The 20,977-nt window shown below is 74.4% G+C and carries 20 protein-coding genes; 11 read left to right on the plus strand and 9 right to left on the minus strand.

Annotated features, from left to right (window positions below):
* Positions 1-5: 5 nt before the first annotated feature.
* From JJI54_RS10620 to JJI54_RS10630, 3 genes are all read left to right on the plus strand, one after another.
* On the plus strand, positions 6-1,727 hold the full coding sequence (locus JJI54_RS10620) for a tetratricopeptide repeat protein (RefSeq protein WP_203072964.1): 1,722 nt from the start codon (positions 6-8) through the stop codon (positions 1,725-1,727).
* A 19-nt stretch (positions 1,728-1,746) separates the two neighbouring features.
* Complete coding sequence (locus JJI54_RS10625; protein ID WP_203072965.1) at positions 1,747-2,598, plus strand: 4-(cytidine 5'-diphospho)-2-C-methyl-D-erythritol kinase; 852 nt, start codon at positions 1,747-1,749, stop codon at positions 2,596-2,598.
* Positions 2,599-2,743: 145 nt separating this feature from the next.
* A complete protein-coding gene (locus JJI54_RS10630; RefSeq protein ID WP_203072966.1) occupies positions 2,744-3,331 on the plus strand; it encodes an MORN repeat-containing protein in 588 nt (195 codons plus the stop codon).
* A gap of 40 nt (positions 3,332-3,371) precedes the next feature.
* Here the strand turns inward: JJI54_RS10630 and JJI54_RS10635 are convergent, their stop codons facing one another.
* Positions 3,372-4,541: a pyridoxal phosphate-dependent aminotransferase gene (locus JJI54_RS10635; RefSeq protein ID WP_203072967.1), complete on the minus strand. Its 1,170-nt coding sequence runs from the start codon at positions 4,539-4,541 to the stop codon at positions 3,372-3,374.
* Positions 4,541-6,124, minus strand: coding sequence for a gamma-glutamyltransferase (locus JJI54_RS10640; RefSeq protein WP_226381663.1), 1,584 nt, complete (start codon positions 6,122-6,124; stop codon positions 4,541-4,543). Before JJI54_RS10640 ends, JJI54_RS10635 begins: the two co-directional genes overlap by 1 nt.
* Here JJI54_RS10640 and JJI54_RS32645 point away from each other — a divergent pair.
* The 4 genes from JJI54_RS32645 to JJI54_RS10660 all read left to right on the plus strand — a co-directional run bounded on the left by JJI54_RS32645 (position 6,096) and on the right by JJI54_RS10660 (position 10,519).
* Positions 6,096-7,472 (plus strand): M48 family metalloprotease, encoded by a 1,377-nt coding sequence (locus JJI54_RS32645; protein ID WP_203072968.1) that lies wholly within the window; start codon positions 6,096-6,098, stop codon positions 7,470-7,472. The two genes, JJI54_RS10640 and JJI54_RS32645, sit on opposite strands and share 29 nt — an antisense overlap.
* Before the next feature lie 57 nt (positions 7,473-7,529).
* Positions 7,530-8,279 (plus strand): DsbA family protein, encoded by a 750-nt coding sequence (locus JJI54_RS10650; RefSeq protein ID WP_203072969.1) that lies wholly within the window; start codon positions 7,530-7,532, stop codon positions 8,277-8,279.
* 99 nt (positions 8,280-8,378) lie between these two features.
* Complete coding sequence (argE, locus tag JJI54_RS10655; protein ID WP_203072970.1) at positions 8,379-9,539, plus strand: acetylornithine deacetylase; 1,161 nt, start codon at positions 8,379-8,381, stop codon at positions 9,537-9,539.
* Positions 9,536-10,519, plus strand: a complete 984-nt coding sequence (locus tag JJI54_RS10660; RefSeq protein ID WP_203072971.1) for a M14 family metallopeptidase — start codon at positions 9,536-9,538, stop codon at positions 10,517-10,519. Before argE ends, JJI54_RS10660 begins: the two co-directional genes overlap by 4 nt.
* A gap of 52 nt (positions 10,520-10,571) precedes the next feature.
* On the opposite strand, the gene JJI54_RS10665 is transcribed toward JJI54_RS10660, so the two are convergent.
* The 5 genes from JJI54_RS10665 to JJI54_RS10685 form a co-directional block, all read right to left on the minus strand.
* Positions 10,572-11,465 carry an alpha/beta hydrolase family protein gene (locus JJI54_RS10665; RefSeq protein WP_203072972.1) on the minus strand — a complete coding sequence of 298 codons (894 nt, stop codon included), beginning with the start codon at positions 11,463-11,465 and terminating at the stop codon, positions 10,572-10,574.
* A 101-nt stretch (positions 11,466-11,566) separates the two neighbouring features.
* Positions 11,567-12,538 (minus strand): tripartite tricarboxylate transporter substrate-binding protein, encoded by a 972-nt coding sequence (locus tag JJI54_RS10670; RefSeq protein WP_203072973.1) that lies wholly within the window; start codon positions 12,536-12,538, stop codon positions 11,567-11,569.
* A 101-nt stretch (positions 12,539-12,639) separates the two neighbouring features.
* The gene (locus tag JJI54_RS10675) at positions 12,640-13,863 is read right to left on the minus strand and encodes a multidrug effflux MFS transporter (protein WP_318987486.1); all 1,224 of its coding nucleotides are present in this window, start codon (positions 13,861-13,863) and stop codon (positions 12,640-12,642) included.
* A 93-nt stretch (positions 13,864-13,956) separates the two neighbouring features.
* A complete protein-coding gene (locus tag JJI54_RS10680; protein ID WP_203072975.1) occupies positions 13,957-14,820 on the minus strand; it encodes a TIGR01459 family HAD-type hydrolase in 864 nt (287 codons plus the stop codon).
* Complete coding sequence (locus JJI54_RS10685) at positions 14,817-15,881, minus strand: quinone-dependent dihydroorotate dehydrogenase (protein ID WP_203072976.1); 1,065 nt, start codon at positions 15,879-15,881, stop codon at positions 14,817-14,819. The genes JJI54_RS10680 and JJI54_RS10685 overlap by 4 nt, the downstream gene beginning before the upstream one ends.
* A 132-nt stretch (positions 15,882-16,013) precedes the next feature.
* Between JJI54_RS10685 and JJI54_RS32955 the strand changes: the two genes are divergently transcribed.
* Positions 16,014-16,868, plus strand: coding sequence for a DMT family transporter (locus JJI54_RS32955; RefSeq protein ID WP_203072977.1), 855 nt, complete (start codon positions 16,014-16,016; stop codon positions 16,866-16,868).
* A gap of 32 nt (positions 16,869-16,900) precedes the next feature.
* Here the strand turns inward: JJI54_RS32955 and JJI54_RS10695 are convergent, their stop codons facing one another.
* The gene (locus JJI54_RS10695) at positions 16,901-17,170 is read right to left on the minus strand and encodes a hypothetical protein (protein WP_203072978.1); all 270 of its coding nucleotides are present in this window, start codon (positions 17,168-17,170) and stop codon (positions 16,901-16,903) included.
* Positions 17,170-17,652 carry a peroxiredoxin gene (locus JJI54_RS10700; RefSeq protein ID WP_203072979.1) on the minus strand — a complete coding sequence of 161 codons (483 nt, stop codon included), beginning with the start codon at positions 17,650-17,652 and terminating at the stop codon, positions 17,170-17,172. The genes JJI54_RS10695 and JJI54_RS10700 overlap by 1 nt, the downstream gene beginning before the upstream one ends.
* A 191-nt stretch (positions 17,653-17,843) precedes the next feature.
* Here JJI54_RS10700 and JJI54_RS10705 point away from each other — a divergent pair, with 191 nt between their 5' ends.
* From JJI54_RS10705 to JJI54_RS10715, 3 genes are all read left to right on the plus strand, one after another.
* Positions 17,844-18,455 (plus strand): YqgE/AlgH family protein, encoded by a 612-nt coding sequence (locus tag JJI54_RS10705; protein WP_203072980.1) that lies wholly within the window; start codon positions 17,844-17,846, stop codon positions 18,453-18,455.
* 183 nt (positions 18,456-18,638) lie between these two features.
* Positions 18,639-20,471, plus strand: coding sequence for a DNA mismatch repair endonuclease MutL (gene mutL / locus JJI54_RS10710; protein ID WP_203072981.1), 1,833 nt, complete (start codon positions 18,639-18,641; stop codon positions 20,469-20,471).
* An 82-nt stretch (positions 20,472-20,553) separates the two neighbouring features.
* Entirely contained in the window at positions 20,554-20,967 is a 414-nt protein-coding gene (locus tag JJI54_RS10715) for a BLUF domain-containing protein (protein ID WP_203072982.1), read from the plus strand.
* Positions 20,968-20,977: the final 10 nt, after the last annotated feature.

The following is a 20,977-nucleotide window of genomic DNA, read 5'->3' on the forward strand; positions in this document are numbered from 1 at the left end:
TCCGGATGATGATCAGGCTCGTGCCCCCCCGCCGTGCCGTCCTCCTCGCGGCGGCCCTTCTCTCGGCCTGCGCGGCGGCGGGCACGCCCGTTCCCGCCACCGCGCCGGCCCAGGCCCAGCCCGCCGAACCCGCGGGCGTCTTCGGCACCTACCTGGCCGGCCGCTTCGCACAATCCGAGACCGATACGCGCACCGCGGCCGACAGCCTGCTGGATGCGCTGAGGCGGGAGCCGGACCAGGCGGAACTCGTCAACCGCGCCTTCGCCGCGGCCCTGCTGGACGGGCGGCCGGATGCGCTGCGCCTGGCCCGGCGGTTGCCGGACAACCAGGCGGCCGCGCTGCTGCTGGTGGGCTCCGAAGCCGTGGCCGGCCGCTGGGACCGGGCGGAACAGCGCGTCCGCGCCCTGCCGCGCCAGGGGCCGTCCCAGATCCTGCAGCCGCTGCTGCTGGCCTGGGTGCAGCAGGGCAAGGGCCAGACCGATGCGGCGCTGGCCACGCTGCGGCCCCTGGCCGAAAGCGGCCGGCTGCGCGGCATCCACGCGCTGCACCTGGCGCTCGTCGCCGATGTCGCCGGCCGGCCGAGGGAGGCGGAACGCGCCATCCGCACCGCGCTGGCGGAGACGCCCGAACCCTCGCTCCGCCTGCTGCAACTCGCTGCCGGGATCCTGGCGCGGAGCGGGCGGGAGGCCGAGGCGCTGCGGCTGATGGAGGCGCTGGGCCGGGGGCTCGGCGACTTCGCCATCGCCGCCGGCACGGAGCAGGCGCGCCGCGCCGTCATCGCCCAGCGTGGCGTCGCCTCCGCCGTGGAGGGGATCGCGGAAGCGCATCTCGCCCTGGCCGCCGCGCTGCGCCAGCAGGGGGCGGGGGAGGGCGCGCTGATCCTGGCGCGGCTGTCGCTGCGGCTGCGCCCGAACTTCGCGCCCGCCCTGCTGCTGATCGCGGAAGCCTATGGGGAGGAGCGGCACCCCGACACCGCCCATGCCATCCTGGAACAGGTGCCCGCCGGCGATCCGCTGGCGCGCGTCGCCGCCCTGCGGCGCGCCTCCCTGCTGGACCGCATGGATCGCGTGCCGGAAGCCGAGGCCGCCTTCCGCGCCATCGCGGCGGAGGTGCCGAACGCGCCGCAGCCGATGGCGCGCCTGGGCGACCTGCTGCGCGCCCGCAACCGCTTCGCCGATGCCATCGCGGCCTATGACGCGGCGCTGGAGCGGGTCGGCACGCCGGGCGCGGCGGAATGGCCGCTGCTCTATGCCCGCGGCATCGCCCATGAACGCGCCGGCGCCTGGCCGCGCGCGGAGGCCGATTTCAAGCAGGCGCTCGAACTCTCCCCCGAACAGCCCTACGTCATGAACTACCTGGCCTATACCTGGGTGGAGCAGGGCAAGGACCTGCCGGCCGCGCGCCGCATGCTGGAACGGGCGGTGGAGCTTCGCCCGAATGACGGCAACATCGTGGACAGCCTCGGCTGGGCGCTGTTCAAGATGGGCGACCTGCCCGGCGCGATCCGCTGGCTGGAACGCGCGGTGGAGCTGGAGCCGCGCAATAGCGTGATCAACGACCACCTCGGCGATGCCTATTGGGCCGCGGGGCGGGAGCGGGAGGCGCGGTTCCAATGGGCCCGCGCGCTCGGGCTGGAGCCGGAGCCGGCCGACCTCGTGAAGATCGAGGCGAAGCTCCGGGACGGCCTGCCGACGCCGCCGGCCTCCACGGCGCAGCGCACGGATTGACGCGGCCATCGCCGCCCCGATGCACGGCTTCGCCCCGGCCAAGGTGAACCTGGCGCTGCGCGTCACGGGCCGCCGCGCGGATGGCTACCATCTGCTCGACAGCCTGGCGGTGTTTGCCGGCGTGGGGGACGTCGTCTCCGCCACGCCGGCGGAGGGGCTTTCCCTGGCCCTGGCCGGCCCGGGCGCGGGGGCCTTGCAGGCGGAGCCCGACAACCTGGTGCTGCGCGCCGCCCGCGCCCTGGCCGCGGAAGCCGGCATCGCGCCGGCGGCCGCGATCACGCTCGAGAAGCATCTGCCCGTCGCCTCCGGCATCGGTGGCGGTTCCGCCGATGCGGCGGCGGCGCTGCGGGTGCTGGATGCGCTGTGGGGAACCGGGCTCGGCCCCGCGCGTCTGCGGACCATCGCGGCGGGGCTGGGCGCCGACGTGCCGGTCTGCGTGGAAAGCCGGCCGATGCGCATGCGCGGGGTGGGGGAGGTGCTGGATGCCGTGCCGCCCCTACCGCCCTTCGGGCTGCTGCTGGCCAATCCGCGCCTCGCACTGGCCACGCCCGCCGTCTTCAAGGCGCGCGCGCCGGGCTTCTCGGCGGAGGCGGCCTATCCCGATCGCTGGCCGGACGCGGCGGCTTTGGCGGACTGGCTGCGGCCGCTGGGCAACGACCTGGAAGCGGCGGCGATCACGCTCTGCCCGCCCATCGCCGGTGTCCTGGCCGCGATCGCCGCGCGGCCCGGCTGCCTGCTGGCGCGGATGAGCGGCAGCGGCGCGACCTGCTTCGGCCTCTTCGCGACGCCGGTGGAAGCCGAAGCCGCCGCCGCCGCGCTGCCCGATGGCTGGTGGCGCTGGGGTGGGGCCGAGGCGCGGCACGGCGGATGACCTGGCGCGGCTAGCTGCGGCCCGGGGTAGCGTGGCGCCCGCGCCTCTGCGGTGGCCTGTCGCTTCTCCCGTCTTGCAGAAGCAGGGCAGGATGTACCGGCCGGGGCTGACCGCTCCCATTCCCGCGCGCGAGGGGACGATTCGCATGCGATGGCTTCTTCCGCTGGTGCTGCTCGCGGGTCCGGTGCGGGCCGATGTGCCGCCGGCGCCGCCGCTGGCCGAGCGGCTGCTTCCCGGTGAGCGGGACGGCTTCGTCGTCGATGCGACGCGCGGATGCTGGCTATGGGCCGGCGGGCTGTCGGACCTCGCGACCGATGTCGAGGCGCGATGGAGCGGCGCCTGCGCCGAGGGACCGGCCGAGGGGCCGGGCCGGGCCATGCTCCTCTGGCGCGAGGGCCGTGCCGTGCGTGGCATGATCTACGAAGGCACGATGCAGAGCGGCCGCCTGAACGGCCAAGGCGCCCTCGTCCATCTGCGCAACGGGGAAGCGACGATCCTCGAGGCCGGGGAATACGCCAACGACCTGCTCGTGCGCGGCCGGGTGGAGGTGCTTGCGCAGGCATCGACCTATGAAGGCGCGCTCCGGGACGGCGTGCCGCACGGCCCTGGCGTGCTGCGCAGCGCGGGGGGCAGCGTTTCGGGCCTCTGGGCCCAAGGCTGCCTTTCCCTTCCAGGTGGCGCCTGGGTGGCCTTCCTGCGTGCCGAGGAAGCCTGCTCGCCAGCCGAGGAGTGACCGCGCCGCCGCGCGACGGGCGTGACCGGCGGCGGAAGCCCTATCGCCCGAGCCAGGCTTTCAGGCGCGCCGGCGCCTGCACCATCGCCGCTTCCGGCCCGCAATAGCTGAAGCGCAGGAAGCGGCTGCCCCTCTCCCGGTCGAAATCCACGCCGGCGGAGGCCGCGATGCCCGCGCCGTCGAGCATCCGGGCGCAGAAATCCAGGCTGTCATTCGTCAGGTGCCCGACATCGCACCACAGGTAGAAGGCGCCATCGGCCTGGGCGATGCGGTCGAAGCCCGCCGCCGGCAGCCCCTCCAGCAGCGCGCTCCGGGCGCGGGCATAGCCGGCCTTGTTGGCCTCCAGCTCCTCGGTGCAGTCGAAGGCGGCCTCGGCGGCGACCTGCGCGACATGCGGCGCGCTGATGAAGAGGTTCTGCGCCAGACATTCCACCGGGCGGATCAGGTCCTCCGGCAACACCAGCCAGCCGATGCGCCAGCCCGTCATGGAGAAGTATTTGGAGAAGCTGTTCACCACCACGGCGCTGTCGCTGAAGGCGGCGGCCGTGCTCTCCGCCACCGTGCCGTAGGATAGGCCGTGGTAGATCTCGTCGGAGACCAGCCTCACGCCGTTGGCATGGCACCAGCGGGCAATTGCCGACAATTCCTCCGGCGGCAGCATGGTGCCGGCAGGGTTGCAGGGGCTGGCGACGATCAGCCCGGCCGGCAGCGGGTCCAGCTTCTCCAGCATCGCGAGGGTGGGCTGGAAGCGGGTGGAGGCATCGCAGGGCAACAACTGCGGCACCATGCCGAGCGCGGTCAGGATATTGGCGTAGGGCGGGTAGAAGGGCGCGGCCATGGCGACGTGGTCGCCGACATCGAAGGCAGCGAGGAAGGCGAGGGGGAAGGCGCCGGAGGCACCCACCGTGACGGCGATGCGCGCGGGCGCGACCGTGACCCCGTACCGGTCCCGGTAATGGCCGGCGATACGGGCACGCAGCGAGGCCAGGCCGAAGGCCTCCGTATAGCCCATCGGGTTGCCGGCCTGGAGCGCGCGGATCGCGGCCTCCGCCGCCCCGCGCGGCGCACCGCTGCCGGGCTGGCCGACCTCCATGCGCAGGATCCCGGGCGCCCCCGGCGGCAGCGCCGCGGCACGGGCATTCGCCGCCGCGATCACGTCCATCACCATGAAGGGGGGCGCTTCCGCGCCCCGCCCGGTCTTCAGCGCCATCAGCGGTCCACGGCGCCGATGGCGAGGCCGGCGCCGCGCGGATCGGTCTCGAAGAAGCAGCTGTTGGGGTCGCCCGGCAGGTAGCGCGGGCAGGACAGCGCATTGCCGCGGCCGGGATTGGGCACGCCGGCGAAGAGGTCCGGCGCCTGCGGCGAGGGGGCCGCCGGCGTGGGCACCGCGCCCGGGACGATGCGCGGGGCGGGCGGCAGGTTGAAGCGCAGCGCCGCCGCCATGGGCAGCGCGGCCGCGATGGGCGCCGCCTGCTGCCCGCTGCCAGCCGTCGCGGCGCGGAAGGTGCGGAGCGGCGCGTTGAAGGCGATGGCGGCGGAGAGCAGCGGCGGCTGCACCTGGCCGATTCCGGGGGCGGCGGCCAGCAGGATGCCCGTGCCCGGCGCCACGCGGCCGGTGCCGAACAGGTTGTTCATGGTGAAGGCGCAGCTCACCGCCATGCCGTCCCGGTCCACGACCACGAGGGTGGTGGAGGCCGGCAGCACGGGCCAGCCCTGGTCGGCCGGCACCTCCGCCGTCACCAGCGCCATGGGGTCGCCGCCCCGTTCCCGCCAGGCGCGGGCCACGGCCACGCCGCGCAGCGATGCGGCATCCGCCGTGGCGCCGGCCGCCAGCGCGGTGAAGGCCGCCGCCGCGGCCAGGCCGCCATCGGCGGGCGGCGGCAGGAAGGCCACGCTGTCATTGCCCGCCCGCAGGATCATCGGCGCCGCCACGCGCGGCACGGCGGCGCGCATCTCCGCCACCGTCAGCCCGCCCCCGGCGGCGATGGAGGCATCGGCCACCCGCCGCGCCAGCGCGCCCTGGTGCAGGTCCCCAACGCCGGAGGTGCGCAGCGCGCCGAGCGTGGTGCCGAGGTCCGGCTGCACCAGCGTGGCGCCGGCCGTGAGCGGCTGGCCGCCCGGCCCGGCGAAGATCGCGGCCGCGCCGGGATCCGCCAGCAGCGGGCCGGCGACGGCGGCCAGGTCCGTGGCCAGGGCGCGGCTGACCTCCACCCCGAAGCGGGCGGCCTGCTCGGCCGGGGCGATCAATTCCTCGAAGGGCCGCGCGCCGCCGCGGGCATGCAGGGCGAAGAGGCCGCGCGCCATCAGCGGCACGGCGGCCGGGCGGTCGGCGCCCGGGGGCGTCGCTTCCCGCGCGCCGGGCAGGAAGAGGATGGCCTCGGCCTCCGCCCGGCGGGGGGCGAAGAGCAGGCAGGCGCCGCCGCCGCCGAGCGCGGCGCGGGAGGGCTGGGTGACGGTGAGCATGAGCCCGCCCGCCACCGCGGCATCGGCGGCCGAGCCGCCGGCGGAGAGCGTGTTGCGCGCCACCAGCGCCGCCCGCGGGTCATCGGAGACGGCGCCGCCGAGGAAGCCGCGGACGAAGCCCGCCTGGCCCGGCTGCAGGGCGTTGGGGTCCGGCGCGAAGGCCGAGCAGCCCGACAGCGCGAGCGCCGCCACCGCGGCCAGGGCGGGGTGGGAAGCGGCGGCCTTGCGCGCTACCTTCCCGCCCATGCCGCGACGCTCTTCCATCGCCAGGCCCCCGGCTTCCGCCATGGTCTTCCGCGCCATGGTTGCCGCCCCGAAGCTGGTCGTCATGCTGGTCGTCCTCGCCCTTCTCGCCGTGGTGGCCTGGCCTGGATCCGCCTCGGCGCAGTCGGCGGCACCACGCTTCGTCACCATCCGGGACGCCGAGACGGAACACCTCGTCCGGCGCCTGGTCCACCCCCTGCTTCGTACCGCGGGGGTGGATCCCGGCCTGGTTCGGACCACGCTGATCCAGGACCGCGCCATAAACGCCTTCGTCAGCACCGGCAACCGGCTGTTCGTCCATACCGGCCTGATCCAGCAATCCGGGGGCGCGCTGGAACTGGTGGGCGTGCTAGCGCATGAGACGGGGCACATCGCCGGCGGGCACCTGGCCCGGCTGCCGGAGGAGATGCGCAACGCCATGCTGCGCTCGATCGGCGCCATGCTGCTGGGCGGCGCGGCGGCCGCGGCCTCCGGCCAGGCAGGGGCGCTGGCGGCGGGCATGCTGGGCGGCCAGGCCAGCGCCATGGGGGAGTTCTTCGCCTTCACCCGTGCCCAGGAACAGGCGGCGGACCAGGCGGGGGTCAACTATCTTGACCGCCTGGGCTGGTCCGCCCGCGGGCTGGAGAGGCTGCTGGAGCGGCTGCTGGACCAGGAGCTGCTCGCCGCCAGCCGGCAGGACCCCTATTTCCGCACCCACCCCCTGTCCCGCGACCGGCTGGAATTCATCCGCGAGCACCTGGCGCGGTCCCGCTTCGCGCAGGCGCCGTTCCCGGCCGAGCTGGAAGCCGCCTTCGCCATGGTGCGCGCCAAGCTGGACGGCTTCATCGATTCGCCGCTGCTGACCATGCGCCGCTATCCCGAGAGCGACACCGGCGCCCCCGCCCGCTATGCCCGCGCCATCGCCCAGTTCCGCTCCGGCCGCATCGCCCCGGCGGTGGCGATGGTGGAGGCGCTGATCGCGGAACAGCCTTCGAACCCCTGGCTGCATGAACTCAAGGGCCAGATCCTGTTCGAAGGCCACCGCGTGCCCGACTCGCTGGCGCCCTACGCCACCGCCGCCAGGCTGGCGCCGGAGGAGGGGCTGATCCGGCTGAGCCATGCCCGGGTGTTGATCGAGCTCGGCCAGCCCGCCCAGCTGCGCCAGGCGCTGGCCGAACTCGAAGCGGCCATGCGGACGGAGCGCGAGAGCGCCTTCCTCTGGCGGCAGGTCGCGGTGGCGCATGGCCGGCTGGGGGAGATGCCGATGGCCGACCTGGCGCTGGCGGAGGAGGCGATGCTGCTCGGCGATCCGCTGGCGGCGCGGACGCTGGCGGCGCGGGCGGAGGGCGCGCTGCCGCCGGGCCCGCTGCGCCTGCGGGCCTCGGACCTCCGCAACGCCGCGCAGCCGGAGAACCTGCCGCCGCGGCGCCGCTGAGGGCCCGCCCGCGGGGCGGGCGGTGACACGCCCCGCCCGGCTGCGATAAGGACAGGCATGACCCGATCGCCCCTGCGCCTCATCCTCGCCGCCGGCCTCCTCCTCCTGGCCGGGGGGGCGCCGGCGCAGGAGAATCCCGGCTTCACCGCAGCGCAGCGCGCGGAGATCCTCGGCATTCTCCGCCAGGCGTTGCGGGAGGATCCGACCATCCTGCGCGACGCCTTGGCAGGGCTGGAGGAGGCGGACCGCCGCGACCGCAGCGAGGCGCAGCGCGCCGCCATCGCCGATAATGCCGAGGCGCTGTTCCGCGACGCCGCCGACCCCAGCAAGGGCAATCCGCGCGGCGACGTGACCATCGTGGAGTTCTTCGACGCGCGCTGCGGCTACTGCAAGCAGATGCAGCCCGCCATGGACGCGCTGCTGCGGCGCGACCCCAATATCCGCCTGGTGCTGAAGGACCTGCCGATCCTCGGCCCCAACAGCGTCCTCGCCTCCCGCGCCCTGCTCGCGGCGCAGCGGCAGGGGCGCTACGTGCCGCTCTACGACGCGCTGCTGGCGCTGCGGGGGGAACCCACGGAAGCGGTGCTGCGCCAGCAGGCGGAGCGCGCCGGGCTCGACTGGGCGCGGCTGCGCCGGGACATGGAGGATCCGGCCATCGGCGCGCGGATCGAGCGCAACCTCGCCCTCGCCAGCCGGCTTGGCATCGAGGGCACGCCCGCGCTGGTGATCGGCACCACGCTGGTCCCCGGGGCGATCGAGCTGCCGGCGCTGGAACGGCTGGTGGCCGAGGCGCGGGCGGCACGCTGATTATCAATCTTCGGTAGAAGATGGACTTTCTTTAAGCGCCCGCGGGCCGGATTGCCGGCCCCGGCCCGCCGTATAGACTGCCCCCCAAGGGGGAGTGCGATGGGGGCGGGACCGCGGGCGGTCGAGGTTCTGGCACGGCTGGTGGCCTTCGATACCACCAGCGCGCGCAGCAACCTGGCGCTGGTGCGCTACGTGCAGGACGAGCTCGCCGCGCAGGGCGTGGCGGCACGGCTCATCCACGACCCGGTCCAGGACAAGGCGGCGCTGCATGCCATCCTCGGCCCGGCCGTGGCGGGGGGCGTGGCGCTCTCCGCCCATAGCGACTGCGTGCCCGTGGCCGGCCAGGCCTGGACCGGCGATGCCTTCGCGCTGCGCCGCCAGCACGGGCGCCTGGTGGCGCGCGGGTCGGTGGACATGAAGGGCTTCTGGGCCTGCGCCCTGGCCAGCGTGCCGGGCCTGCTGGCCAAGGGGCTGAAGCGGCCCGTGCATCTGTGCCTCTCCTTCGACGAGGAGACGACCTTCGCCGGCGCCCCGCTGCTGGTGGGCAGCCTGGCGGAGGCCGCGCCGCCGCCCGCCTTCTGCGTGGTGGGCGAGCCCACCGGGATGACGCCGGTGGTCGCGCATAAGGGCTATGCCTCCTGGAATGTGCGGGTCACCGGCCGGACGGGGCATTCCAGCCTCACCCACCGCACCGCCAATGCGCTGGAGGCGGCGGCCGAGGCCGTGGCCTGGCTGAAGCGGGAGGCGCGCCGCATCGCCGCCGAGGGCGGCCGGGCGGCGGGCTTCGAGCCGCCCTGGAGCACCATCCACACCGGCACCTTCCACGCCGGCACCATCCTCAACATCGTCCCGGACCTGGCGGAATTCGTCTTCGAGGTGCGCAGCATCCCGGGCGAGGATGGCCGCCTGGTGCGGGGCGCGCTGGAGGCCTGGCTGGCGCGGGAGGTCCTGCCCGGCCTGCGCGCGGCGGCGCCCGATGCCGGCTTCGCCTTCGAGACGCGCTGCTACGCGCCGCCCTTCGAATTGCCGGCCGGGTCGGCGCTGCTGCCGCTGGTGCAATCCTGCGGCGCCCGCGGCCCGGCGCTGCGCGTGCCCTATGGCACCGAGGCCGGCGTCTTCCAGCGCGCCGGCATCGACAGCATCGTCTGCGGCCCTGGGCAGGTGGCGCAGGCACATCAGCCCGACGAGTGGATCGAGGAGGCGGAGATGGCGGCCTGCTGCGCCTTCATCGACCGGCTCGGCGACGCGCTGGCGGCATGAGCATGGCGAGCGGCGACCTCACCCAGGGCCTGCCCCTGTTCGAGCTGCCGAGCCTGGCGGTCCGCCTGCCGGTGCCGGACATCGCGCCCTGGCGCGAGGGGAATGCGGGCATCCCGGGTGTCTGGAGCCAGGCGGCGGAGGAGGCCGGGCCGCACCTCGTCGTCAGCACGCTGGTGCATGGCAACGAGATCTCCGGCGCGCTGCTCGCCAGCCGCTGGCTGCGGGAGGGGGTACGGCCGCGGCGCGGGCGGCTGACCTTCGTCTTCGCCAACCTGGCGGCCTTCGACCTGTTCGATGCCGCCGACCCCACGGCGAGCCGCTTCGTGGATGAGGACATGAACCGCCTCTGGTCGCCGAGCGCGCTGGCCGGCGGGCGGCGATCGGCGGAGCTGGAGCGCGTGCGCGCGCTACTGCCCGTGGTGCGGCAGGCAGATGTGCTGCTGGACCTGCATTCCATGCTCTGGCCGTCCGATCCGCTGTTCCTGGCGGGCACGGGGCTGGAGGCGCGCTCGCTCGGCCGGCTGGTCGGCACGCCGCCGCTGGTGGTGGGGGATGATGGCCACGCGGCGGGGCTGCGCATGATCGACCATCCCCGCTTCGCGCAGGAAGGCGCCCGCGGCCTGCTGCTCGAAGCCGGGCCGCATTGGCAGCCGGAAACCCTGGCGCAGATGGAGGTCGCGGCCGCGCGCCTGCTGCGGCTGCTCGGCATGGCGGAGGAGGGTGCGCCGATCGCCCCCGATGCCTGGCCCGCCCCCGGCCGCGTGGCGCGGGTGACGCGCACCGTGACCGCCGCGACCGGCAGCTTCGCCTTCCTGCGGGACTATCGCGGCGGCGAGGTGATCGCCCGCCGCAACACGCTGATCGCGCTGGATGGGGAGGCCGAGATCCGCACGCCCCATGACGACTGCCTGCTGGTGATGCCGAGCCCGCGCGTGATGCGGGGGCATACGGCGGTGCGGCTGGCGCGGTTCGAGGGATAGCGGAACCGGCCAGCCCGACCGGCGCGGTGATGGGGCCGGCGACGCGCCTGCATCACCCCGCGAAGCAGCTGCGCAGGAAGGCGTTGAAGTCAGCCGTCCACTGGGTGCGGTTGGCGGGTGCGAAGCTGGCATGGCCTTCCACGCCCGGCACGCCCGGATATTCGCGCAGCTCGCAGGGGCGGCCGGCGGCCGAGGCGGCCTCGCTGATCGCCCGGCTCACGGCCACGGGGACGAGGCTGTCCGTCAGCATGTGCTGCACCAGCATCGGCCCCTGGCCCGCCGCCGCGGCCGCCCGCAGCGCCGCCAGGCCGACATCCGCGCGCCGGTACCACGCGCCGGTCGCCATCAGGGCCGTGCCCGCATAGGCACGCAGGGCCGATGCCAGCAGCGACACCACGCCCCCATGCGAAGACCCGGCAACCACGATGCGGTCTGCCCTGATATCCGGTTGCCGGGATGCCCATTCCGTCGCCGCCACCGTGTCACGCGCCCTGGCTGCGAGCAGATCCATGACGCGCAGGGGGTCGAGCATGGCGTCGATCGGCCTGGGTCCTTCGGACGCGCCGTAGCCGCGGCCCTCCGGGATCACCAGCGCGATGCCGAGGGCCTCTGCCCAGGCCCGCCAGGGCGCGCCATCGCCCTGAACCTGCGGGACGGCCGTGTAGTCCTGCAGGGAAAGATCAGCGGCCAGTTCGACCTGCGACCCGTGGTTCCACACCACCGCCGGCATCGGGCCCTGACCGCCACCGGGCAGGACGAGCCAGACGCGCAGGCGAAGGCCATCGTTCACGACGCGATGCTCGGTGATCCTCGTGCCCATGCCGGGGCCGGGGGTCTGCGCCGCCACGGGCGGGCCTGACCACGGGAGCTTCGCGGCCGGCAGGATGGAACCCGCCGCGCCCAGCATGAGGGACCGGCGCGATGGCGGCACTGGCATCCCGGACATCCACGCCACTCCACGGCCAAGGCTGCTGCCCCGCCACTGCGCGGCAGCGCCGGCGTGGTGTCAAGCCAGGGCCAGCCGGGTGATGCCGAACGCCCTCCCCATCAGTTGGCCATCCCGTCCGCCGCCTCGATCAGCGGCTTCCAGCGCGCGATCTCGGCCCGCCAGAAGGTCTGTGCGCCCTCCGGCGTCGTACGCTCCCCGCCCGCCGGCCCGCTGCCGAGGTCGCCCATGCGGCGGATCACCGTCTCGTCCCGCAGGGCGATATGCAGCGCGCGGTTCAGGCGGTCGATCACCGGGCGCGGCGTGCCGGCCGCGACGAAGAGCATGTTCCAGCCGGACATGCGCATGGCGGGCAGCCCGGCCTCCGCCGTGGTGGGCACGCCCGGCAGGGCGCCGGCACGCTCCGGCGTGCTGATCGCGAAGGCGCGGATGGAGCCCGCACGGATCTGCTCCGCATTGTTGGTCGTCTGGTCGCAGCCCAGGTCGAGCGTGCCGCCGACGAGGTCGTTCATCACCAGCGCATTGCCGCGATAGGGCACCAGCGTGACGGGCGTGCCGATGGAGGCCATCAGCAGCAGGCTGCAGAGGTGGCTGGTGGAGCCCACGCCGGCATTGCCGAGGTTGAGGCGCCGCCCGTCCCGCCGCACCAGCGCGACCATCTCCGCCAGGTTGGCCGCGGGGAAGTTGGGCCGGGCAATGATCGCCATCGGCACCTCGTTCACCAGGCCCACCGCCTCCAGCGCCAGGGGGTCGAAGCTGAGGCTACGGTAGAGGGTCGGGATGGTGGCCTGGGCCAGGCTGCCGAACAGGATGGTGTGGCCATCGGGGCGGGCCTGCGCGACCCGCGCCTGGCCGATCGATCCGCCGGCGCCCGAGGCATTCTCCACCACCACGGGCTGGCCGAGATCGGCGCCGAGGGAGGGCGCGATCAGCCGCGCCACCACATCGGCCGGCCCGCCCGGCGCGAAGCCCACCACCATGGAGATCGGCCGCGTGGGATAGGCGGGCTGTGCCGCGGCGGTGCCGGCGGCCAGCAGCAGGCCGAGCAGCCCGAGCCCTGCGGTCCTGAACATCGTGGTTCCTCCCGTTTCGTTGCCGTCAGGCATCGCCGCATCGTGGGACGGCCGCAAGGGAGAAAATCGCCCGCATGGCGGGAACGGTCGCGTGAGGGGCGCTACCCCCGCCGCGCGCCGCGCAGCGCCAGCCAGCAGGCGCTGCCGGTCGCCGCCATGGTCAGCGCCGTGCCGATGCCGGCGCCGTATTCGACCAGCCCCACCACGAAGGTCATCAGCGCGCCGAAGCCCATCTGCAGCGCGCCGACCAGCGAGGAGGCGGTGCCGGCCAGCTGCGGCCGGGCGCTCAGCGCGCCGGCGATGGCGTTGGGCTGCGTCATGCCGTTGCCGACGCCGACCAGCACCATGGGCACGAAGAAGACCAGGATATGCGGCGGGAAGACCAGCTGCCCGACCACCGCGCCGATCGAGCCCGTCACGGTGATGGCCGTGCCGACGCTGAGCATCCGCAGGATGCCGAGGCGCTTGGACAGCACCCCCGCCAGCCAGTTGCCGCTGGCGAAGAAGACGGAGATGGCGGCGAAGCCGATGGCGAACTGCACCGGCGTGTAGCCCATGCCCTGCACCACGACATAGGGCGCGCCGCCGAGGAAGGCGAAGAAGACGCCCGTCGCGCAGGCCGTCAGCGCCGCATAGGCGCGGAAGACGGGAATGGACCAGAGGCTGCGATAGGCCGCGAGGATGGCGAAGAGCCCGGGCAGGGGCTGCGGCGCGGGCAGCGTCTCCGGCAGGCGCTTCCAGGCGACCAGCGCCAGCGGCAGGCCGAAGGCCAGGCAGGCCCACATGCTGGCCCGCCAGCCCACCGTCTGGTCCAGGAAGCTGCCCAGCAGCGGCGCCAGCATGGGCGCGATGGTCATGCCCATGGTGACGTAGCCGAGCACGGAGGCGGCTTCGTCCCGCGCCCAGACGTCGCGGATCACGGCGCGGGCCAGCACCACGCCGGCGCAGGCCCCCATGGCCTGGAAGGCGCGGGCGATGACCAGCCAGCCGATCCCCCCCGCCATCGCCGCGCCGAGCGAGGCGACGGCATAGAGGGCGAGCCCGCCCATCAGCAGCGGCCGCCGCCCGAAGCGGTCCGACAGCGGGCCGTAGATCAGCTGCCCGACGCCGACCGAGAGGAGGTAGAGCGTGACGGTCAGCTGCACCGCGGCGGTGGAGGCACCGAAATCCCCCCCCATGGAGGGCAGCGAGGGCACCAGCACCTGCATGGTGAAGGGCCCGATGGCGATCATCGCGACCAGCAGCCAGATCGGCGGGCGGGGCTTCGGCTTCGGCGTCACGCCCGGCGTGGCGAGGGGCGGCGGTGAGGGGGCGTGCTGGTCCACGCCCCCAAGACTAGGCGGCCCCGCCGTGCTGCACAGGGCCATTCCTTGCAGGTCGCCCCCGCGCGGGGCGGGAGGCGCGCGATCGTGAGCGGCCTACCAGCGCAGCCCGGTCAGCGCGGCCACCGGCGTCACGCCCTCCGCCGCCGCCACGGCGGCCAGGCGGGCGGCGTCCGGCGCTTCCCCATGCGCATGGGCGGCAAGGCCGGTCAGCGCCCAGACCGCATCGATCCCCGCCGCCTGCGCGCCGGCGAGGTCGGTGTGGGGGCTGTCGCCGATCGCGACCACGCGGGCGCGGTCGGTGATGCCGAGCGCCTCCATCACCGGGTCATAGACGGCGGGGTCGGGCTTGCCGATCTCGATCGCCCGGGGCCCGCCCAGCGTGACGTAGAGGTCCGCCAGCGCGCCGGCGCAGATGATGTGCCGGTCCCCCACCATCACGTGGCGGTCCGGGTTGACGCAGACCATGGGCAGCCCGCGCGCGGCGCAGGGGGCCAGCTGCGCGGCATAGGGTTGCGCATCCTCCGCGCCGCGGTCGGGGTCCGGGCCGGTGTTCAGCACGAAATCGGCCTCGGCCAGGTCCGTCACCAGCGTGATGCCGGTCTCCCGCACCACGGAGAGGTCGCGTTCCGGCCCGATATGGATGGCGCGGGTGCCGAGCGCGGCGAAGGCGGGCGTGTCGCGCCGCGCCAGATGCCGCCAGGCGATCTCGCCGGAGGTGACGATGGCCGTCCAGCTGGCGGAATCGAGGCCCATGCCGGTCAGCAGCTCATGCACCACGAAGGACCGGCGCGGCGCGTTGGAGAGGAAGACGATCCGCTTGCCCGCCGCGGTCAGCCGCGCCAGCGCATCCGCGACGCCGGGATAGGGGCGGCGGCCATCATGCACCACGCCCCAGATATCGAGCACGAAGCCGTCATAGCGCGGCGCCAGCGTCCGCACGCCATCGAGGATGTTCATCGCGCATCCACTCCCACCGCCTCGGCCACGCTGCCGAAGCCTTCCCGCCGCAAAGCCGCGGCCAGTTCGCGCTTGATGCGCGGGATCAGCGCCGGCCCGTCATAGGCGAAGGCGGCGTAGAGCTGCACCAGGCTGGCGCCGGCCTTGATCTTCTCCAGCGCATCGGCGCCGGAGCCGACGCCGCCGCAGCCGATCAGCGTCAGGCGCCCCTGCGTCACCCGCGCCACGCGCCGCAGCAGGGCGGTGGAGGGTTCGCGCAGCGGCGGGCCCGACAGGCCGCCCGCCTGCGATTTCAGGGCGGAGCGCAGCGGCGCCGGGCGCGCGATGGTGGTGTTGGAGATGATGAGGCCCTGGATGCCGTGCAGCAACGCCGAATCGACGATGGGCTCCACCGCGCCCGGGGAGAGGTCCGGCGCGATCTTGACCAGGATCGGCGGGCGATGGCCGGCCAGCGCGTCCCGCGCCGCCGCCATGGCCGCCAGGATGTCCCGCAGCTGCTGTTCCCCCTGCAGGTCGCGCAGCCCCGGCGTGTTGGGGGAGGAGACGTTGAGCGTGACATAGGCCGCGTGGGGGGCGACGGCGGTGTAGAGGGCGGGGTAGTCCCGGAGCGGCGCCGCGCCTTCCTTGTTGATGGCGATGTTGCAGCCCAGCACCGCCGGCAGCGGCTTCGGCAGATGCGCCAGCCGCGCCAGGAAGGAGTCCAGCCCGGCATTGTTCATGCCCATCCGGTTGATCACGGCCCGGTCCTCCGCCAGGCGGAACAGCCGGGGCTTCGGATTGCCGAATTGCGGCTTGGGCGTGACCGACCCCGCCTCCACGAAGCCGAAGCCGAGGCGCATCAGCGGCGCCACGGCGACCGCCGACTTGTCGAAGCCGGCGGCCAGGCCGATCGGGTTGCGGAAGCGAAGGCCGAGGGCCTCCGTCGCCAGGACCGGATCGTCCTGCGACCGGTCGGCGCCGGCCAGGCCGAAGCGCAGCGCGCGCAGCGCCAGGTCATGCGCGCGTTCGGGATCGATGCCGCGCATCAGCGGCATCAGCGTGGAAGCAATGCGGGGGGTCATCGCCGCGGCTTTTGCCCCGTCGCGCGCGGCTTGGGAAGCGGCAAGCCGGCGCGGGGCAGTCCCGCGCCGGGCGTGATGGACAGCGCCGCGCCGCCCGGCCAGAAGGGCGCCTGGCATTCCGGGGGGAGATTCGTGCGCGGTCCCGCGCTGATGTTCGGCGCGATCCTGCTGTTCGGGGTGCTCGACGCCAACAGCAAGCTGCTCTCCGGCCACCATCCGCTCGCCCAGGTGCTGACGGTGCGCTTCGTCGTGCTGCTGGCGCTGGTGCTGCTGCTGCGGCGGCTGGCGCCGGGGGTGCTGGGCAGCCTGGCCACGCGGAATCCGCGGCTGAACCTGGCGCGGGCGGTCGCGATGCTGGGCAGCGCCTGCTTCTTCTTCCTGGCCTTCCGCGACCTGCCGCTGGTGGAGGGCTACCTCGTCTTCTTCACCGCGCCGCTGATCGTGCTGCTGGCCTCCGCGGTCCTGCTGCGGGAGAGGGTGTCGGCGCTCGCCTGGGCCTGGTGCGCGGTGGGGTTCGGCGGCGTGGCGCTGGCGCTGGCGCCGGGCTTCGCGGATGGCATCGGCCGCGGGCCCCTGATGGGCTACGTCTACGCCCTGCTCGGCACCGGCTGCTACGCGGCGGTCTTCCTGCTGAACCGGCAGCTGCGGAACGAGCCCGGGATCGGCCGCGTGCTGTTCTGGCCGGCCCTGCTGGGCTTCCTGGTGATGACGCCCTTCGGCATCGCGGAATGGCAGGCGCCGACGGCGCTGGCCTGGGCGCAGATGGTGGGCGCGGGGGTGGCCGTGGCGGCGGCGACGGTCATGGTGGCGGAGGCCTTCCGCCACGCCCCGGCCGCGCGCCTGGCCCCCATCAGCTACACCGGCATGATCTGGTCGGTGGCCTTCGATGCGCTGTTCTGGGGCCATGCGCCGGCCCTGGTCACGCTGGCCGGCGCGGGGCTGGTGGTGCTGGCCTGCGTGATGAGCGAGCGGGCGGCGCGGCGATAGGCGCGGCGTGCGGCCGCGCCCGGCCTGCCGGCTCAGACGGGCTTCTTCAGCGCCCGCATATTGGCCGCGACCCGGCGCTGGGCCGGGCGCAGCGCGGCGGCGGCGACCACATCGGGCCGCGCGCCGTCCAGCAGGGCCTGGCCGGCGGCGATGGCGCCGTCGGCGAAGGCCTTCTGCTTTTCCGCCACCATGGCGGTCAGGGTAGAGGCCGCCGTCGCGGGGTCCGTCGCCAGCTGCAGGCTGCGCAGGGTGAAGACCCACCCCGCCTGCCAGGCGAACAGCGCATAGGCGGCCGGCGGCATCAGAGGACCGCCAGGATGGCTTCCGCCTTGGAAACCTCGAAGGCGCCGGCGGCTTCGACGCCGATATGCGTCACCTTCCCGTCCTTCGCGACCAGCGCGAAGCGCTGGCTGCGCACGCCGAGGCCGCGCGCCGTCAGGTCGAGCTCCAGCCCCAGCGCCTTGGTGAAGACGGCGGAGCCATCGGCCAGCATCACCACCTGGTCGGTGATCCCCTGGTCCTTGCCCCAGGCGCCCATGACGAAGGCGTCGTTCACGGACATGCAGGCGATGGTATCGACGCCCTTGGCCTTCAGCGCCTCCGCCTGCGTCACGAAGCCCGGCAGGTGCTTGGCGGAGCAGGTGGGCGTGAAGGCGCCGGGGACGCCGAACAGCACCACCGTCTTGCCCTTGAAGAGCTCCTCCGTGGAGACCTCCTTCGGCCCTTCCGCCGTCGCCTGCATCAGCTTCACGGCCGGAATGCTGTCGCCAACCTGGATCGTCATGCGGAATCTCCCTCTGTGGTTCCTGACATACGGCGGATCGGGGGGGCGCGTCCATGCGCGGCGGGCATGCGCGAAGGCCATGGAACCCCGGCGTGGAGGCCCGCCGCCCTGGCGCACCCCGCTTCCGTGATGCGGGCGCCCACAGGCCCTGCTTGCGGCCCGGCGGGGGTGTCGCCATCTTGTTGCGGGCCATGGCACGCCGCGCCCCCACAGCCCCCACCCCCCGGCCGACCCCGTTCCTGACCGGGGATGGCTACCTTGCGGGCCAGCTCCTGGTCGCCATGCCGACCATGGAGGATCCCCGCTTCGCCCGCACGGTCATCTGCCTCTGCGCGCATTCGGCGGAAGGCGCGATGGGGATCGTGCTGAACAAGCCGCTGGAAGGGCTTTCCTTCGACGACCTGCTCGGCCAGCTGGGGCTGGACCCCGTGCCGCCGCAGCGCCGCATCCGCCTCGTCTCCGGCGGCCCGGTGGAGGGCGGGCGCGGCTTCGTGCTGCACACCGCGGATTGGGAGACGGAAGGGAGCCTGCGCGTCAGCGACGCGGTGGCGCTGACCGCGAGCGTCGATATCCTCAAGGCCATCGCCGGCGGCGGCGGGCCGAAGGAGGGGTTCCTGGCACTCGGCTATGCCGGCTGGGGTCCGGGCCAGCTGGAGGCCGAGATCCAGCAGAATGCCTGGCTGAACGTGCCGGCCGACGAGTCGCTGCTGTTCGGCCAGAATGCCGGGGACCTCTGGCGCCAGGCGCTGGGCAAGCTGCATGTGGACCCCGCGGCGCTGTCGGGCTTTGCCGGGCACGCCTAGTTTTTCGCCCTCACACGGCGGGCGGCCGCATCCGCGCCCTTGCCTTCGCGCCCTGCATGGCTGCGCCTGGCTGCGCTGATGGTCTGGGCGCGGCGCGCCGTCGCGCGCCCGGCCCGCTGAAGCGCGCGGGCCGCCTTTCGGGTTGCGCTTGCCCCTGATGCCAGCCCGGCGCATCTCTGCGCCATGGCCACCGCCCCCCGGATTCGCCTGCTGCCGGAGACCACCGCCAACCGCATCGCGGCGGGCGAGGTGGTGGAGCGGCCGGCCGCGGCGGTGAAGGAGCTGGTCGAGAACGCGCTGGATGCCGGCGCCACCCGCATCGCCGTGACGCTGGAGGAAGGCGGCATCGGCCGCATCCTGGTGGAGGATGACGGCGGCGGCATGGGGGCGGATGACCTCGACCTCGCGGTCGAACGCCACGCCACCTCCAAGCTGCCGGAGGAAGCGGCGCTGTTCCGCATCGCCACGCTGGGCTTCCGGGGGGAGGCCCTGCCCTCCATCGGCGCCGTCGCGCGGCTGACGCTGACCTCCCGTAACGGCAGCGGGGCGGCGCATGCCATCACGGTGGAGGGCGGGCGGAAATCGCCGGTCGCCCCCGCCGCCGGCCCGCCGGGCACCCGCGTCGAGGTCCGGGACCTGTTCTACGCCACGCCCGCCCGGCGGGCCTTCCTGAAATCCCCGCGCAGCGAGGCCGATGCCGCGGTGGCGGCGGTGGAACGCCTGGCCATGGCCTGGCCGCGCGTGGGCTTCCGCGTCACAGTGGATGGCCGCCAGGCCCTCAACCTGCCGCCCGCCGACCGCGCCGGGCGCATCGCGGCGCTGCTGGGCGCGGATTTCGCCGCCGCCGCGGTGGCGGTGGAGGCGGAGCGGGACGGCATCGCGCTGTCCGGCCTGGCCGGCCTGCCGACCCACCACCGCGCGACCGGAGAGGCGCAGCACCTCATCGTCAACAACCGCCCGGTGCGCGACCCGCAGCTGAAGACCGCGCTGCGCGTCGCCTACCGGGACCTGGTGCCCGCCCGGCGCTTCCCGGCGGCGGCGCTGTTCCTGGAGGTGCCGCCGGAAGCGGTGGACGTGAACGTTCACCCGATGAAGACCGAACTCCGCTTCCGGGATGCCGATGGCGTCCGCGGGCTGATGATCTCGGCGTTGCGCCGGGCGCTGGCCGTCGGGGCGCAGGGCGCGGCGCCGGATGGCATGGCGACGGAGCCGGTGGCGGTGCCCTCCTTCGACCCGATGCCGGTCCATGCCCCGGGGAGCGGCTTCGCCCCCCCCGGCTTCGCGCAGCCCGGCTTCGCGGAGGCGCCGGTGCCGGTCTTCCCCGGCTGGCGCCCGCCCCCGGGCCCGGTGGCCCGGCCCGCGCGCCCGCCCTCCCTCCCGCTGGCCTTCGCGCCCGCGCCGCCGCCGGCACCCCTGCCGGACTTTCCCGAGGACGGGCCGCTCGGCCGGCCCATCGCCCAGATCCTGGATACCTACGTGCTGGCGGAGGCGCCGGACGGGTCGCTGGTGCTGGTGGACCAGCACGCCGCGCATGAACGGCTGACGCATGAGGCGCTGCGCGCCCAGCTGGTGGAAGGCGGCGTGCGCGCCCAGCCGCTGCTGCTGCCCGCCGTGGTCGAGCTGCCGTCGCGCGACGTGACGCGGCTGCTGGACAAGGCGGGCGAACTCGGGCGGCTCGGGCTGGAGGTGGAGGGCTTCGGCCCCGGCGCCATCCTGGTGCGCGCCCTGCCCGCGCTGCTCGGCAATCCCGAACCCTCGGCCCTGCTGCGTGACATCGCGGCGGAGCTGGCGGAGATGGATGAGGCGCTGGCGCTGGAAGCCCGCCTCGATGCCGCCGTGGCGCGGCTGGCCTGCCACGGCTCCATCCGCGCCGGGCGGCGGCTGAAGGGGGCGGAGATGGCGGCGCTGCTCCGCCAGATGGAGGCGACGCCGCGGGCCGCCACCTGCAGCCATGGCCGCCCCACCGTGCTGCGGCTGGGGAAGGCGGAGCTGGAGAAGCTGTTCGGCCGGCGGTGAAACGATCGCCGTGCGCCGGGAACATCTGGCCGTGCCGCGTGCTTCATGGGCACACTCGCGGAAACGTCCGGACCACTGGCCCATGCGCCTGATGCAGCTGATCTACGCCTCCCGCCCCTTCGGCTTCAGCGGCGACGCGCTGGACGACATCCTTATGATCGCACGGCGCCGCAACCGGGCGGATGGCATCACCGGCGCGCTGATCTGCCGCAACGACCTGTTCATGCAGATGCTGGAGGGCCCGCGATCCCGCGTCACGGCCACCTTCGGCCGCATCCTGCGCGACGACCGCCATATCGACGTGACGCTGCTGTGGTGCGGCGATGCGCCGTTCCGCAGCTTCCCGGATTGGGACATGCTGGAGGACCCGGCCCGGTCCTGGATGTGGAACCGGGAGGAGGTGCGCGCCGGCGCGCCTGGCGCGGCCTCGGCCGAGGAAGCGCGGCGGGTCTTCGCCCGCATCGCCAGCGAACCGCGGGAAGGGCCGGCCGGTTGACGCGGCGGCC

The organism is Falsiroseomonas ponticola (assembly GCF_016805305.1).
Classification (GTDB): Bacteria; Pseudomonadota; Alphaproteobacteria; order Acetobacterales; family Acetobacteraceae; genus Falsiroseomonas; species Falsiroseomonas ponticola.

Coding starts and splice junctions, on each gene's coding strand:
- JJI54_RS10650 (WP_203072969.1), top strand. CDS start 7,530: ATGACCCGATCGCCCCTGCGCCTCATCCTCGCCGCCGGCCTCCTCCTC.
- JJI54_RS10665 (WP_203072972.1), bottom strand. CDS start 11,465: ATGTCCGGGATGCCAGTGCCGCCATCGCGCCGGTCCCTCATGCTGGGC.
- JJI54_RS10635 (WP_203072967.1), bottom strand. CDS start 4,541: ATGGCGCTGAAGACCGGGCGGGGCGCGGAAGCGCCCCCCTTCATGGTG.
- JJI54_RS10625 (WP_203072965.1), top strand. CDS start 1,747: ATGCACGGCTTCGCCCCGGCCAAGGTGAACCTGGCGCTGCGCGTCACG.
- JJI54_RS10660 (WP_203072971.1), top strand. CDS start 9,536: ATGAGCATGGCGAGCGGCGACCTCACCCAGGGCCTGCCCCTGTTCGAG.
- JJI54_RS10680 (WP_203072975.1), bottom strand. CDS start 14,820: ATGAACATCCTCGATGGCGTGCGGACGCTGGCGCCGCGCTATGACGGC.
- JJI54_RS10695 (WP_203072978.1), bottom strand. CDS start 17,170: ATGCCGCCGGCCGCCTATGCGCTGTTCGCCTGGCAGGCGGGGTGGGTC.
- JJI54_RS10630 (WP_203072966.1), top strand. CDS start 2,744: ATGCGATGGCTTCTTCCGCTGGTGCTGCTCGCGGGTCCGGTGCGGGCC.
- JJI54_RS10685 (WP_203072976.1), bottom strand. CDS start 15,881: ATGACCCCCCGCATTGCTTCCACGCTGATGCCGCTGATGCGCGGCATC.
- JJI54_RS10700 (WP_203072979.1), bottom strand. CDS start 17,652: ATGACGATCCAGGTTGGCGACAGCATTCCGGCCGTGAAGCTGATGCAG.
- JJI54_RS10620 (WP_203072964.1), top strand. CDS start 6: ATGATGATCAGGCTCGTGCCCCCCCGCCGTGCCGTCCTCCTCGCGGCG.
- JJI54_RS10705 (WP_203072980.1), top strand. CDS start 17,844: ATGGCACGCCGCGCCCCCACAGCCCCCACCCCCCGGCCGACCCCGTTC.
- JJI54_RS32645 (WP_203072968.1), top strand. CDS start 6,096: ATGGTTGCCGCCCCGAAGCTGGTCGTCATGCTGGTCGTCCTCGCCCTT.
- JJI54_RS10715 (WP_203072982.1), top strand. CDS start 20,554: ATGCGCCTGATGCAGCTGATCTACGCCTCCCGCCCCTTCGGCTTCAGC.
- JJI54_RS10670 (WP_203072973.1), bottom strand. CDS start 12,538: ATGTTCAGGACCGCAGGGCTCGGGCTGCTCGGCCTGCTGCTGGCCGCC.
- JJI54_RS10640 (WP_226381663.1), bottom strand. CDS start 6,124: ATGACGACCAGCTTCGGGGCGGCAACCATGGCGCGGAAGACCATGGCG.
- mutL (WP_203072981.1), top strand. CDS start 18,639: ATGGCCACCGCCCCCCGGATTCGCCTGCTGCCGGAGACCACCGCCAAC.
- argE (WP_203072970.1), top strand. CDS start 8,379: ATGGGGGCGGGACCGCGGGCGGTCGAGGTTCTGGCACGGCTGGTGGCC.